General features: G+C 69.7%; 9 protein-coding genes. 7 read left to right on the forward strand and 2 right to left on the reverse strand.

The features are described from left to right. Positions 1-245 precede the first annotated feature (245 nt). From nirB to AC1DGI_RS07520, 6 genes are all read left to right on the forward strand, one after another. The gene (gene nirB, locus AC1DGI_RS07495) at positions 246-2,960 is read left to right on the forward strand and encodes a nitrite reductase large subunit NirB (RefSeq protein ID WP_476898327.1); all 2,715 of its coding nucleotides are present in this window, start codon (positions 246-248) and stop codon (positions 2,958-2,960) included. 2 nt (positions 2,961-2,962) lie between these two features. Further along, a complete protein-coding gene (gene cobA, locus AC1DGI_RS07500; protein WP_476898328.1) occupies positions 2,963-3,997 on the forward strand; it encodes a uroporphyrinogen-III C-methyltransferase in 1,035 nt (344 codons plus the stop codon). 86 nt (positions 3,998-4,083) lie between these two features. Next, positions 4,084-5,187, forward strand: a complete 1,104-nt coding sequence (locus tag AC1DGI_RS07505) for a uroporphyrinogen-III synthase (RefSeq protein ID WP_441402022.1) — start codon at positions 4,084-4,086, stop codon at positions 5,185-5,187. Between the two features lie 150 nt (positions 5,188-5,337). After that, positions 5,338-6,213 (forward strand): FAD-dependent oxidoreductase, encoded by an 876-nt coding sequence (locus AC1DGI_RS07510; RefSeq protein ID WP_476898329.1) that lies wholly within the window; start codon positions 5,338-5,340, stop codon positions 6,211-6,213. Positions 6,214-6,328: 115 nt separating this feature from the next. Next, positions 6,329-7,066 (forward strand): deoxyribose-phosphate aldolase, encoded by a 738-nt coding sequence (gene deoC, locus AC1DGI_RS07515; protein ID WP_441402810.1) that lies wholly within the window; start codon positions 6,329-6,331, stop codon positions 7,064-7,066. Between the two features lie 65 nt (positions 7,067-7,131). Further along, positions 7,132-7,356, forward strand: coding sequence for a hypothetical protein (locus AC1DGI_RS07520; RefSeq protein WP_441402811.1), 225 nt, complete (start codon positions 7,132-7,134; stop codon positions 7,354-7,356). A gap of 278 nt (positions 7,357-7,634) precedes the next feature. Here the strand turns inward: AC1DGI_RS07520 and AC1DGI_RS07525 are convergent, their stop codons facing one another. After that, positions 7,635-8,465, reverse strand: a complete 831-nt coding sequence (locus AC1DGI_RS07525; RefSeq protein ID WP_476898330.1) for a metal-dependent hydrolase — start codon at positions 8,463-8,465, stop codon at positions 7,635-7,637. A gap of 3 nt (positions 8,466-8,468) precedes the next feature. After that, positions 8,469-12,137 carry a transcription-repair coupling factor gene (gene mfd / locus AC1DGI_RS07530; protein WP_476898331.1) on the reverse strand — a complete coding sequence of 1,223 codons (3,669 nt, stop codon included), beginning with the start codon at positions 12,135-12,137 and terminating at the stop codon, positions 8,469-8,471. Positions 12,138-12,367: 230 nt separating this feature from the next. Here mfd and AC1DGI_RS07535 point away from each other — a divergent pair, with 230 nt between their 5' ends. Continuing rightward, on the forward strand, positions 12,368-13,903 hold the full coding sequence (locus tag AC1DGI_RS07535; protein ID WP_476898332.1) for an SDR family oxidoreductase: 1,536 nt from the start codon (positions 12,368-12,370) through the stop codon (positions 13,901-13,903). Positions 13,904-13,951 lie beyond the last annotated feature (48 nt).

The raw sequence follows: 13,951 nt of genomic DNA on the forward strand, positions 1-13,951 counted from the left end.
CATGTCCCCACGCTAGGTCGGCCGTGTTTCTACGGCGTGCGGCCAATGTGTCCGGCGGGTAAAAGGGATCTCACGTGGCCGGAAACGCAGCCGTGATGCAGAAGTTAAGTTGGCGAAACACAAAGGAAACTGAGGGGAAACTGCCGGTCCCTAGGCTGAACGGACCAGTTGCTCGGCGCCGATAGCCGAAACACCTGGACCTCATCGTTGCAGGGCACCGCCTGCGGCCCAACGAAAGGCCACCCGTGACCGGACAGACCGCCAGCCCAGAAAACGTGCCTCCCCGGACCGCGTCCGGGCAGACCCGCCGCCGTGTCGTCGTCGTCGGCGGCGGACCCGCCGCGCACCGCTTCGCCGACGCCATGCACGCCCGCGGCCTCGACGGCTGGCAACTCACCGTCCTCACCGAGGAAGCCCACCTGCCCTACGACCGCGTAGCGCTCAGTAAGGCCCTGACCGACACCGCCGCGGACCTCACCCTGGGCAGCGCGTCGATGTGGGACCACGACGCCGTCACCCTCCGGACCGGCGAGCGCGTCACCAGCATCGACACCGCGGCGAAAACCGTGGCCACCGCCGCCGGCACCAGCTACCCGTACGACGAACTGGTCGTCGCCACCGGCTCGGACGCGGCCCGTCTGCCCATCCCGGGCTCGGAGCTCACCCACGTGTACCGCACGCTGGAGGACGTCCGGGCCATCAACCAGGCGATCGCGGACCTGACGGCCAAGGTCGGCCGCAAGGTCAACGCCGTCACCATCGGCGGCGGCCTCCTGGGTCTGGAATCCGCGGCCGGCACCGAACAACTTGGCGCCACCCCGATCGTCATCAACGGCTCCCCCTGGCTGATGAACACCCAGCTGGACGAAGGCGCCGGACAGGCCCTGGGCCGGCTCATCGAGGCCAAGGGTTTCACCGTCCACGGCGGCGTGTTCCCCTCCGAGGTCCTCGCCGACGACGACGGCCAGGTCACCGGCGTACTCATGGCGGACGGCCGGACCATCGACGCGGACATCGTCATCGTTGCTGTCGGTGTGCGGCCCCGCGACGAGCTGTTCCGCGCCGCCAACGGCCCCGACGGGCACGACGGCCCGCCCCAATTCGAACTCGGCCCGCGCGGCGGCGTCGTGATCTCCGGTGGCTGCGAAACACAGGTTCCCGGCATCTGGGCGATCGGCGAGGTCGCCAACTTCGGCGGCATGTGCCTGGGTCTCGTGGCTCCGGCCAACACCATGGCGGAGATCGTCGCCGACCGGCTGCACGGCGGCGACGCGACCTTCCCCGGCTTCGACACCGCCACCAAGCTCAAGCTCTCCGGCGTCGATGTCGCCAGCTTCGGTGACGCCTTCGCCCGGACCGAGCACGCGCTGGAGATCGTCTACGCCGATCCGGCCCGCGGGGTCTACCAGAAGATCGTCACCACGGACGATGCCAAGACCCTCCTCGGCGGCATCTTCGTCGGGGATGCCACCCCGTACACGTCACTGCGCCCGATGCTCGGCCGTGAACTCGCCGCCGAACCCGGCGCGTACCTCACCGCGGCCAGCGGCGGGGCCGGGGGCGAAGCCCTGGAGGCCAGACTCCCGGACGACGCCATCCTCTGCTCCTGCAACAACGTCTCCGCCGGGACCATCCGCGACACCGTCAACGGCTGCGGGGCCGGCGACGGCAACACACCCGTCCAGGAGCTCGGCGAACTGAAGGGCTGCACCCGTGCCGGCACCAGCTGCGGTTCCTGCGTGCCGGTGCTCAAGAAGCTGCTCGAAAGCGAACTCACCAAGTCCGGCGTCGAGGTCTCCAAGGCCCTGTGCGAGCACATCGAGCTGTCCCGCCAGGACCTCTTCGAGACCATCCGCGTCCTGGAGCTGACCTCCTTCGAGGAAGTCATGGCCAGGTACGGCACGGGCGACGGCTGCGACATCTGCAAGCCGACCATCGCGAACATCCTGGCCAGCCAGAACAGCGCCTACGTCCTGGACGCCGGCCGCGGCACCCTGCAGGACACCAACGACCGCGCCCTGGCCAACATGCAGAAGGACGGCACCTACTCGGTGGTGCCGCGCATTGCCGGCGGCGAAATCACCCCGAAGAAACTCGGTGTGATCGCGGCAGTCGCGGAACAGTACGGCCTGTACACCAAAATCACCGGCGGCCAGCGGATCGACATGTTCGGCGCCCGGCTCGAGCAGCTGCCCCAAATCTGGAAGCTGCTCGTGGACGCCGGGTTCGAATCCGGCCAGGCCTACGGCAAGTCCCTGCGCACCGTGAAGTCCTGCGTCGGCTCCACCTGGTGCCGCTTCGGCGTCCAGGACTCGGTGGCCATGGCGATCCGGCTTGAGCTGCGCTACCGCGGCCTGCGCAGCCCGCACAAGCTGAAAATGGGCGTCTCCGGCTGCGCCCGCGAATGCGCCGAGGCCCGGGGCAAGGACGTCGGCGTCATCGCCACCGCGGACGGCTGGAACCTGTACGTCGGCGGCAACGGCGGCGCCACCCCGGCCCACGCCCAGCTACTGGCCAAGGACCTGGACGACGAAACCCTGGTCAAGTACATCGACCGCTACTTCATGTACTACATCCGCACCGCCGACCGGCTGCAGCGCACCGCCCGCTGGCAGGAAGAACTCGACGGCGGGATCAAGCACGTCGAGGACGTAGTGGTGCACGACGTCCTGGGCATCGCCGAAGACCTCGAGGCCGCCATGGCCAAGCACGTTGACACCTATGTCGACGAATGGGCCGACACCCTGAAGGATCCGGAGCGCCTCCGCCGCTTCCGGTCCTTCGTCAACGCCCCGGACCAGGCGGACGATTCCTTCACCTTCGTCTCCGACGAGCGGGGCCAGATGCGCCCCGCCACGGCGGAAGAGAAAGCCTCGGCCGGTCAGCCGCCGGTCTTGATCGGGTCCCACATCCCGGTCCGTTCCACCACACCTGAACTGCTTGACGAAAACGAGGCATAGCCATGCAGCTCAACATTGAACTCACCGGACGCGAAGTCCTCATCACCGGCTCGGACGCCGCCGCCCGGCAGGCCGTCCGCCGCTACCGGGCCGCCGGCGCCGTCGTCTCCCGGCTCAGCATCCCCGGCGGTTCCCGCCGCGACGGCCCGCTGCCGGAGCGTCCCTTCCTGGTGGCCGCGGTTGACGACGGCCAGCCCGGCTGGGAGGCGCTCCTGGACCGCTGCCGCGAAACCGGCATCCCGGTCGCGGCGGAGCCCGCCGCCGGACCCGCCGGCAAGGTCACGCTGGTCGGCGGCGGGCCCGGAACCACCGAGCTGCTGACCGTCGCCGCCATCAAGGCCCTGCGGGACGCGGACGTCGTCTTCTACGACCGCCTCGCCCCGTACCAGGAACTTCCCTCGCTAAGCACGGCGGAACTGGTGGACGTGGGTAAGAAGCCCGGCCACCACCCGGTCAGCCAGTCCGGCATCGAGGAACTTCTGGTGGAAGCGGCTCTGGCCGGCAGGAACGTGGTCCGGCTCAAGGGCGGGGACCCGTACGTGTTCGGCCGCGGCGGCGAGGAAGTGGCCGCCTGCGTGAAGGCCGGCGTCCCCGTCCGGGTGATCTCCGGCGTGACAAGCGCCATCGCCGTCCCGGCCGCAGCCGGGATCCCGGTCACCCACCGCGGGGTCAGCCACCTGTTCACGGTGGTCTCCGGCCACGCCCCGCTGACCGGGAAGGAATACACGCACCTCGCCGGACTGGGCGGGACCATTGTGGTGCTGATGGGCATCGGCACCCTGCACCAGCTCGCCGCCGGCCTCCGGCGGGCGGGAATGCGCGCGGACATGCCGATGGCCGTCGTCGAACGCGGCTACCGCCCCGGCCAGCGGACCACCATCGCCGAGCTGGGCACCATCACGACGGCGGCCGCGGACTGCAGCAACCCGGCCGTGTTGGTGATCGGAGAGGTCGTCAGGGTGGCCGAGGCCAACCGAGGCTGCGCGGAGGCGGAAGCCGAATTGGACCGCCTGGCCGCGGCGCTGATGGGGGCGTGAGCGCCGTGAGCGCGCTCGGTGCCGTCGCCGGCCCCGCCGCGGAGCAGCCCCCGCATCCCGACCGGCCGCCGGCCGCGGAGGTTACCGTGGAGAAAGTCGAGTTGCCGCTGGAGGGCTTCCGCATCGGGGTCACCTCGCACCGCCGCTCCCAGGACCTGATCGAGGCCCTGGAGCGGCGCGGCGCCGAGGTGCTGCACGCCCCGGCGCTGAAGATCGCCCCGGTCCAGGAGGACCAGCGGCTGATCGAGGACACCCGTGCCGTCATCGCGGCCCGGCCGGAACTCTGCATCGCCACCACCGCTTACGGGATGCGCCGCTGGTGCGAAGCGGCGGACACCTTCGGGATCGGCGAGCAGTTGCTGGAAGCCCTCGGCGCCACCCGGATGTTCGTCCGGGGGCCCAAGGCGCGCGGCGCCGTCCGCGCGGCCGGACTGGCCGACGTCGGAATCAGCAGCGACGAGACCACCGCCACGCTGGTGGACCTGCTGCTGGCCGAGGGGGTGCGCGGCAAGACCGTGGCCGTGCAGCTGCATGGCTACACCGATGTCCGCCAGCTGGAGCGGCTGCGGCTGTCCGGCGCCACGGTCATGACGGTCACGCCGTACCGCTGGGTCAAGCCCGACGGCGCCGACCTGCTGCCGAAGCTGATCGAGGCGGCCTGCAGCGGCAACCTGGACGTCCTGACCTTCACCAGCGCCCCCGCCGTCGATGCAATGTGGAGCACCGCGCACGAGATGGGCCTTTACAAGCAGCTGGTGGCGAGCCTGAAGTCCGACGTGGCCACCGCCGTCGTCGGCCCCATCACCGCCCAGCCGCTGCTCGACGCCGGGGTGCAGCCGCTGATTCCGGAGCGGTTCCGGATGGGCGCCCTGATTCGTCTGGTTTGCGAACACCTGGCCCTGAACCATGTGCGGCGCTTGGATACCGCGTTGGGCGCGGTGGAACTGCGTGGCCGGTCGCTGCGGATCGATGGCGAGGCGCTGGAACTGGCACCGGCGCCGCTGCTGTTGCTGCGGGCGCTGCTGGGCGCCGGCGGGGCCGTGCTGTCCCGCGACGCGCTCTCCGAGCTGCTGGAACTGCGGGGATCGGTCCACGCCCTGGACATGACCGTCAGCCGGCTCCGCTCCGCGCTGCCGGACGGCAGCCTGGTGGAGACGGTGGTCAAGCGCGGCTACCGGCTGCGGATGTGAGCCACGCCATTACCAGCCGGTAACAACTGGCGAACAAGCCGGGGAAATACCGCAACAACCCGGTAACCTGCGCGAAAAATCAGCCCCCTACGCTGGGGAACATCAGTAACACTGGCCACATCCACCGGCCTCCAGCGAAAGGGCCAGCACATGTCCGTTACGGAAACACCCGCCATCTCCACCGTGTCCGCTACCTCCGAGACCCGGCCGCGGATCGTGATCGCCGGAGCCGGACCGGCGGCGCAGGCGCTGGTCCACCGGCTCACCCGCACCCCGTTCGCCGGCGGCATCACCGTGCTCAGCAACCGCGATGACGCCCCGGAGGCGCTGCTGGAGCTCGCCGCCCTGCCCCAGGTCTCGGTCCGACTCGGGCAGCCGGCCAGCTTCATCGACGCCACGGAGCACCGGGTCACGACGGCGGACGGCCTCGAATTCAGCTACGACCAGCTGGTGATCGCCACCGGTTCGGTGCCTGCGCTGGAACCCATCGAGGGCGCCGGCCGGTGCCTGAGCTACTCGACGATCGACGACGCCTCCCCGCTCGGGGAGGCGGTCAAGGACGTCACGAGGGTCCTCGGCCGCAGGCCGCTGGGCATCCTCGTGGGCAACGGCACCGCTGCAGGGCAGGCCGAAGCGGTGCTCCGGGCCCGCGGCGTGCGGCCTGTCCGCACCACCCTGCGGCCGTCCGCCGTCGTCCCCACCCTCGCTGGGTCCGCCCTGCCGGCCGCCGGCATCGTCTTCGAGGACGGCTCAAGCATGAGCGGCGACCTCGTGGTCCTGGCCGAAGAGCGGCTGGCCCGGGACGGTCTGGCCCGAACCGCCGGCCTGGCTACCGCGCCGCAGGGAGGCATCGCAGTGGGGCCGGACTTCAGCACCTCGGTGCCGGGGATCTGGGCCATCGGCGACGCCGCGGCGCACGACGGCGTCCGGCTGGGCCTGCTCGTGGCGGCCGGTCCCGCCGCCGGGGTCTGCGCGGCGCAACTGCTGCGGGCCTGCCTTTCCGGATCCCTGGCGCAGGCGGCGTAGGGGCCGCTCAGGCCGGCCCGCGTTATGGCAAGATGGTGCACTGAGAAGCCACGACGTATGCCGCGCCAGCGGGCCGGGCCGGCCACAAAGCGGGCCCGTCAGGAAAGGGACCACCATGAGCAACGACGCCACCACGGCCGGCACGGCTGCCGGCCCCGCCAGCACCGACCACCAGGGCCTCGAGGGCACCATTGCCTCGTACATCGATCACACCCTGCTCAAGCCGGAGGCCGGGGAAGCCGAGGTCCGGAAAGTCTGTGCGGAGGCGGCCGAGTACCACTTCAAGTCCGTCTGCGTGAACCCTATCTGGGTGAAGACCGTCAAAACCGCGCTGAGGGGGTCCGGCGTGCTGACCTGCTCGGTGGTCGGCTTTCCGCTCGGCGCCACGCCGAGTGATGTCAAGGCCTTCGAAGCCCGCGGCGCGGTGCTGGACGGCGCCGACGAGATCGACATGGTGATCAACATTGCCGCGGCGCGCGCCAATGACAAGGGGGCCCTGGTGGATGACATCCGCGCGGTCGCCGAGACCGTCCACGCCGGCGGCGCCATCCTGAAGGTCATCATCGAGACCGCGCTGCTCGACGATGCACAGAAGGTCCTCGCCTGCGAGGCCGCGGTGGAGGCCGGGGCGGACTTCGTGAAGACCTCCACCGGCTTCAACGGCGGCGGGGCCACGGCGGAGGATGTCGCCCTGATGCGCCGCACCGTCGGCCCGGGACTCGGCGTCAAGGCCTCGGGCGGCGTGCGTTCCCTCGCCGATGCTCAGGCTATGATTGCTGCAGGTGCAACACGTATTGGCGCCAGCTCCGGCATCGCGATCGTCAAGGGCGAACAGGGTTCGTCCGCGTACTGAACGCCCAGCGTTCACAGCCGCAGCCGCCACAGCTTTTAGAGCCCCACGGGGCCGAGGAGGAACGAATGTCCAGCAACACCACCAAGACCCCGAAGGCCGAGAACAGCCTTGGATCCAGCATCGCGATGTTTGTCCCGATGATGCTCCTGTTTTTCGGCGCCCTGTACTCGCTGTCCTTCCTCACCCTGGGCAACCCTTGGCCGATGGCCGTCTGCCTGGGCCTGTTCGCGCTCGCGTTCTGGATCCCGCAAACCATCACGGGCCGCTCGGATTCAGCCGGCGAGAGCTGACCGCAGCACCTCGGTGTGACGACTGAAGCCCCGGTTCTCCGGGGCTTCAGCGGTTTAAGCGGCCGGTTCCAGGAAAGCGCGGCGGCCGCCGTCGGCCCGGGGATGCGTACCGGGGGCACTTTGACACGGACACGCCGCCCGGCGGAGACCGTAAGGCCCAAGGAGGCGCCATAGCCGCCCCGGACGGCCGACGCGGCTGCGCGCCGACGTCGGGAGGCTGTTCACGCGTGGCCGCCGGCCAGACGGTTGATCAACCCGACCCCGGGCCGCCGTCGACTTTAAGCTCCGACGACGGAGAGCAGGCGGTCGAGCAACGCGGTCCCCAGCGCGAGAGCTGACGCGAAGTGCCCCTCGGCCAGGGCCAGCCCGGCGGAGAACATGCCGACCATGGCATAGGCACTGACCGGGATCAGCACGAACCATTCCCGCCGCGAACCCGCCCGGCCCAGCAGCGGGATGGAGAACGCCCCGTTGGCCTTCCAGACGTCCTTGACCAGCGGCATCCTGCGCAGGAACTTCGGCGGCCTGACCACGAGCGGCCAGAGCAAGGGCACTCCCCCGGTGGTGATCATGTCACCCACGATGTGTACGAGGACGCCGGTGAGCATGGACACGGGCAACCAGGACCACTGGTGAGGCGCGAACCAGGTGACGAGACCGGCCGTGGCCAGGGCGAAGACCCAGTTGCTGATCCAGCCGTAGTTGGGAAACAACTTCAGCGCTTTCGCGGCGATGTTGATCATGAACATGCACAGCAACCCCGCGCCCACGGACAGCAGGCCCCAATCCGTCCGCACCTGGACCTGCCCGGCCAGCGCCGCAAGCAGCACGAAGAACCCCGCGCCGAGCACCGAGTGCGTGCCTTGGCGGTGGCCGCCCGACGCGTTTTCGATCCCGACGGCGATCAGGTTCGAAAGTGGCGGGAGTGCATGCGCCACCGTGCTGGAGCGGTGGTCCCAGTCGCAGACCAGGGCGGTGCCTGCCGTCGCCATGCCGCCGATGACGATGCCGGTGGCGTCCAGCGGGTACCAGCCGAGCGCGTAAGGCCCGGTCGAGGCAATAGCCACCCACGCCGCGGCCCCGGACGCGGCGTGGTGTCCTCCCATCATGGCCTAGCCGACTGAGAGCGGGACGTCGGAGAAAATCGCTTCGATCACGCCTTTGGCCCAGGCCAGGATTTCGGCGTCCTGCAGGTCGCGGCCGCCGATCCGGGCGGTCTTGGGCTTGGGGATCAGCACGGCGTCCAGGGCCGGCTTCGCCTGCGAGCCGGGGTACATCCGGGCCAGCCGCATGAGCTTGGATTCGGGCAGCTGGGCGGGCGAGAACTTGATGAAGTTGCCCTGCAGGGCGACGTCGGTGAGGCCGGCCGCGCGCGCTCCGACCCGGAACCGGGCGACGTCGATCAGGTTTGTTGCCGGCAGCGGCAGCTCGCCGTAGCGGTCCACGAGTTCCGCGAGGACCTCGTCGATCGCCTCGTGGGTGATGGCGCTGGCGAGTTTGCGGTAGGCCTCCAGCCGGAGCCGTTCGCCCGGCACGTAGTCGTGCGGCAGGTGCGCATTGACCGGCAGCTCGATCTTCATCTCGGCGGCCTTCTCCTCGGCCTCGCCCCGGTAGTCGGCTACGGCCTCGCCGACCAGCCGGATGTACAGGTCAAAGCCGACGCCCTGGATGTGGCCGGACTGCTCGCCGCCGAGCAGGTTGCCGGCCCCGCGGATCTCCAGGTCCTTCATGGCCAGCTGCATGCCGGCGCCGAGCTCGTTGTGCGTCGCCACGGCCTTGAGCCGTTCCAGCGCCACCTCACCGAGCGGCTTTTCCGAGGGGTAGAGGAAATAGGCGTAGGCGCGTTCCCGGCCGCGGCCCACCCGTCCGCGCAGCTGGTGCAGCTGGGACAGACCGTACTTGTCCGCGCCGTCCACGATCAGGGTGTTGGCGTTGGAGATGTCCAGGCCGGTCTCGATGATGGTGGTGCACACGAGGACGTCGAAGCGCTTTTCCCAGAAGTCCACGATGATCTGTTCCAGCCGGCTCTCGGACATCTGCCCGTGCGCCACCTCCACTCGGGCTTCCGGGACCAGTTCGCGGATCTTCGCGGCGGTGCGGTCGATCGTGGACACCCTGTTGTGGACGAAAAACACCTGGCCCTCGCGCATCAGCTCGCGGCGGATCGCGGCGGAGGTCTGCTTGTCCGTGTACGGACCCACATAGGTGAGGACCGGGTGCCGTTCCTCGGGCGGGGTCGCCAGGGTGGAGGTCTCGCGGATGCCGGTCAGGGACATTTCCAGGGTGCGCGGGATCGGAGTGGCGCTCATGGCCAGGACGTCCACGTTGGTGCGCATCTTCTTGAGCGCTTCTTTGTGTTCGACGCCGAAGCGCTGCTCCTCGTCCACGATTACCAGGCCGAGGTCCTTGAAGCCGAAGTCCTTGGACAGCAGCCGGTGCGTGCCGATGACCACGTCAACGGACCCGCTCTTCACGCCGTCGGCTGTTTCCTTGGCTTCCTTGCCGGTCTGGAAGCGGGACAGCGGCTTGACGACGAGCGGGAAGCCGGAGAACCGTTCGGTGAAGGTCTCATAGTGCTGCTGGGCGAGCAGKGTSGTGGGCACCAGGACGGCGACCTGCTTGCCGTCCTGGACCGCCTTGAACGCGGCGCGGACCGCGATTTCGGTCTTTCCGTAGCCGACGTCCCCGGAGATCAGCCGGTCCATCGGGATCTCGCGCTCCATGTCGGCCTTGACCTCGTTGATGGTGGTCAGCTGGTCCGGGGTCTCCACGTAGGGGAAGGCTTCCTCCAGCTCCCGCTGCCACGGCGTGTCGGGTCCGAAGGCGTAGCCGCGGGAGGCCATCCTGGCCGAATACAGCCGGATCAGCTCGCCGGCGATCTCCTTGACCGCCTTGCGGGCTTTGGACTTGGTGCTGGCCCAGTCCGCGCCGCCCATCTTGCTCAGCGCAGGGGTATCGCCGCCGACGTATCGCGTGACCTGGTCCAGCTGGTCCGTGGGCACAAAGAGCCGGTCGCCCGGGGCGCCGCGCTTGGACGGGGCGTACTCCAGGACCAGGTATTCGCGCACCCCGTCGCCCCCGCCAGCCACCTTGCGCTGGATCAGCTCAACGAACCGGCCGATGCCGTGCTGTTCGTGCACCACTGAGTCGCCGGCCACGAGCTGGAGCGGGTCGACGGCGTTCCGCCGCTTGGACGGCATCCGGCGCATGTCCTTGGTCGAGCCCGCGGAGGTGCGGCCCAGCAGGTCGGCCTCGGTCAGCAGGCCCACCTTGAGCGTGTCCATGACGAAACCGCGGCCGACGGCGGCGGTGGTCACCTCGATCAGGCCCGGCTGCGGCTCGGCGTCCAGGGATTCCACCCGGGCGCACGGAATGTCGTTGTCGTGGAAGAGCTCCGCCAGCCGCTGCGCCGGCCCGGGGCCTTCGGTGGCGACGACGATCCGCCACTGGTCCCGCACGTGCGAGCCGATGAACTCCATCATCTCGGCCACGTCGCCCTGGTAGCCGCGCGGTTCACGGGCGCGGAGGTTCAGCACGTCGACGTCGGGCATCAGCTCCTCATCGCTGGCAAGGGAGGTGATGGACCACCAGGACACGTCATGCGCCAGCGCGGTGGAACGGGTTTCGCCCAGCGAGCGGAAGCTGGCCGAGTGCAGGGCCTCGGACGCCGCGGAGCTTAGATCTAGCGGCGCGGCTCCGCCGTCGGATGCCGTGGACCATGCTGCTTCGAGGAACTCCTCGTTGGTCGCGGCCAGGTCGTGGGCGCGGGTGCGGACCTTTTCGGGTTCAATGACCACCGAGATGGAGCCCTCGGGGAACTGGTCCAGGAACGGGACCATGGAATCGACCAGTACCGGGGCGAGGGACTCCATGCCTTCGACCGCGATCCCGCCGGCGATCTTCTCCAGCATGTCCGCCGCGGCCGGCAACTGGGACTTCAGCGTCGCCGCCCGGGACATCACCGACGGCGTAATCAGGAGTTCGCGGCAGGGTGGCGCGTGCAGTTCGGTGGGGTGGTGCACGCCGGGCGCGGTGAGTGAGCGCTGGTCGGCGACGGCGAACCAGCGCATCTGCTCGACCTCGTCGCCGAAGAACTCGACCCGGATCGGGTGGTCTTCGGTGGGCGGGAAGACGTCCAGCATGCCGCCGCGGACCGCGAATTCGCCGCGCCTGGTGACCATGTCCACGCGGGCGTAGGCGGCGTCGGCGAGGTTCTTGACGACCTCGCCGAAGGGGGCGTCCTGGCCGACCTTGAGGGTCACCGGGACCAGCTCGCCGAGCCCGGCCACGATCGGCTGGACCACGGCGCGGACCGGGGCGACCACCACGCGCAAGGCGCCGCCGGCGGTTTCGGGGTGGGCGAGGCGGCGCAGCACGGAGAGCCGGCGGCCGACGGTGTCCGAGCGCGGTGAGAGCCGCTCGTGCGGCAGGGTTTCCCAGCTGGGGAACTCGGCGACCATGGCTGCCGGCAGGAAGGCGCCCAGCGCGGCGGTGAGATCCTCGGCCTCGCGGCCGGTGGCGGTGACGGCCAGCACCACCGGCGTGCGGACACCGGCGGAGGCACCGCCGTCGGGCGCGTCCCCGTCGGACAGCGCCTCCGAGGCGAGGCCGTCGGCCATCTCCGCCAGCAGCGCGGCCCGCAGGCCCGCCGGAGCGCTGATCTGGTAGTCCTCGCTGCGGGCCGTGAACGGCCGCGACGCTTCAGCCTGCACCCGCGCGAAGGTCTTGTCCCCGGCGAGGACACGCCGCAGACCGGTGAGAGAGGGGCCGTTGAGGCTCATGGCGGGAACTCCTGAAGTGATCACGGGCATGCAGGCAACACAAATAGCCGAAATTCGCAAGAATCCCGGGTCCTTTTAGCCTACCGCGCCCCGGCAGCGGGCCGGCACCCGGGGCTAAGCTGGCCGGACCGGCTCCCGTCGCCGGAGTCGTGGCGCGCAGCAGTCCGGCGACGCTTGCGCTCCGAATGGCTTATATCCGCTGGCTTATATCCCGATGAGAAGGAGCCACCATGAACGGCACCCCCCACGCTACGGACGCGAAGACCGTGCTCGTGACCGGCGCCACCGGCTACATTGGCGGCAGGCTGGTCCCCCGCCTGCTGGAGGCCGGGCACCAGGTGAAGGTTCTGGTCCGGACTCCGGCGAAAATCGCCGGCGTCCCGTGGCTGGAACGGGTCGAGGTGGTCCAGAGCACCCTCGACGACGCCGCGGCGCTGCAGGAGGCACTGGAGGGCGTCGACGTGCTCTACTACCTGGTCCACTCGATGGCGGGCGGCGCCGGGTTCGAGAACAAGGAAAAGGCGATGGCGGAAACGGCGGCCCGTGCCGCCGCCGGGGCCGGCGTCGGCCGGATCGTGTACCTCGGCGGGCTGCACCCCTCCGGCGCCGAGCTCTCCACCCACATGCGGTCCCGCGAGGCCGTCGGCAAAGTCTTCCTCGATGGGGCGGTGGACGCGATCGTGTTGCAGGCCGGCGTCGTGATCGGCTCCGGCTCGGCGTCGTTCGAGATGATCCGGCACCTGTCCGAGACGCTGCCGCTGATGCCCGCTCCCAGCTGGGTGCGGAACAAGATCGAGGCCATCGCGGTGCGGGACGTGCTGCATTACCTCGTCGGGGCGGCGTCCCTGGAAGGGCACATCAACCGCACCTTCGACATCGGTTCCCGTCAGGTGCTCAGCTACGCCGGAATGATGAAGGAGTACGCCAACGAAGCCGGCCTGCCGCACCGTGTGGTGCTGGCGCTCCCCATCCCCGCGCCCAAGCTCGCGGGCATGTGGGTCGCCTTGACCACCCCGATCCCACTGTCCATGTCGCTGCCGCTTGTCGAGTCGCTGCAGCACGACGCGGTGTCCCGCGAGCATGACATCGACTCCTTCATCCCGCAGCCCGTGGGCGGCCTGACGCCCTACCGGCGCGCGGTCGCCCTGGCCCTGGGCAAGGAACGCGACGGCCAGGTGGAAACCACTTGGGCCAACGCGGGAGCCGACGCGGATCCGCTGCCCAGCGACCCGGAGTGGGCCGGCCACCGCGTCTTCGTCGATGAGCGCAGCTATCCCAGTTCGGTGGACCCGCAACACGTCTGGACCGTCATCGAAGGTATCGGCGGCCGCAACGGCTGGTACTCGCTCCCGCTGGCCTGGAACGTGCGCGGCTGGCTGGACAAGCTCACCGGCGGTGCAGGCCTGGCGCGCGGCCGTCGGCACCCGCATCTGCTGGCCGAAGGCGAAGTGGTGGACTGGTGGCGGGTCGAGAGGATCGACCGCGGCCGGTTGCTTAGGCTGCGGGCCGAGATGCGGGCTCCGGGCCGGGCCTGGCTGGAACTGGCGGTGGAACCCGAGGGCACCGGCAGCCGTTACCGGCAGCGGGCCATTTTCTTTCCGAAGGGTCTCAGCGGACGGCTCTACTGGCTCGCCGTGCTGCCCTTCCACAGCCTGATATTCCCCGCCATGTCACGGAATATCGCCGCAGCGGCCCAGCGCCTCGCAGAGACAGAGCCGGAGACGGAGGCGGCTGCCGAATCGAAACCGCAGGGGCCCACCGCGTAGGATGTTGGGAGCCCAAAACGTCCAGTTCCACCCCATGGAGGACCCCCA

The organism is Arthrobacter sp. 05N428_2 (assembly GCF_056397065.1).

What these genes read in the sequence shown, in the direction of transcription:
- cobA (WP_476898328.1), top strand. Translation starts at nt 2,963, where the DNA reads ATGCAGCTCAACATTGAACTCACCGGACGCGAAGTCCTCATCACCGGC.
- AC1DGI_RS07510 (WP_476898329.1), top strand. Translation starts at nt 5,338, where the DNA reads ATGTCCGTTACGGAAACACCCGCCATCTCCACCGTGTCCGCTACCTCC.
- deoC (WP_441402810.1), top strand. Translation starts at nt 6,329, where the DNA reads ATGAGCAACGACGCCACCACGGCCGGCACGGCTGCCGGCCCCGCCAGC.
- AC1DGI_RS07520 (WP_441402811.1), top strand. Translation starts at nt 7,132, where the DNA reads ATGTCCAGCAACACCACCAAGACCCCGAAGGCCGAGAACAGCCTTGGA.
- AC1DGI_RS07525 (WP_476898330.1), bottom strand. Translation starts at nt 8,465, where the DNA reads ATGATGGGAGGACACCACGCCGCGTCCGGGGCCGCGGCGTGGGTGGCT.
- AC1DGI_RS07535 (WP_476898332.1), top strand. Translation starts at nt 12,368, where the DNA reads ATGAACGGCACCCCCCACGCTACGGACGCGAAGACCGTGCTCGTGACC.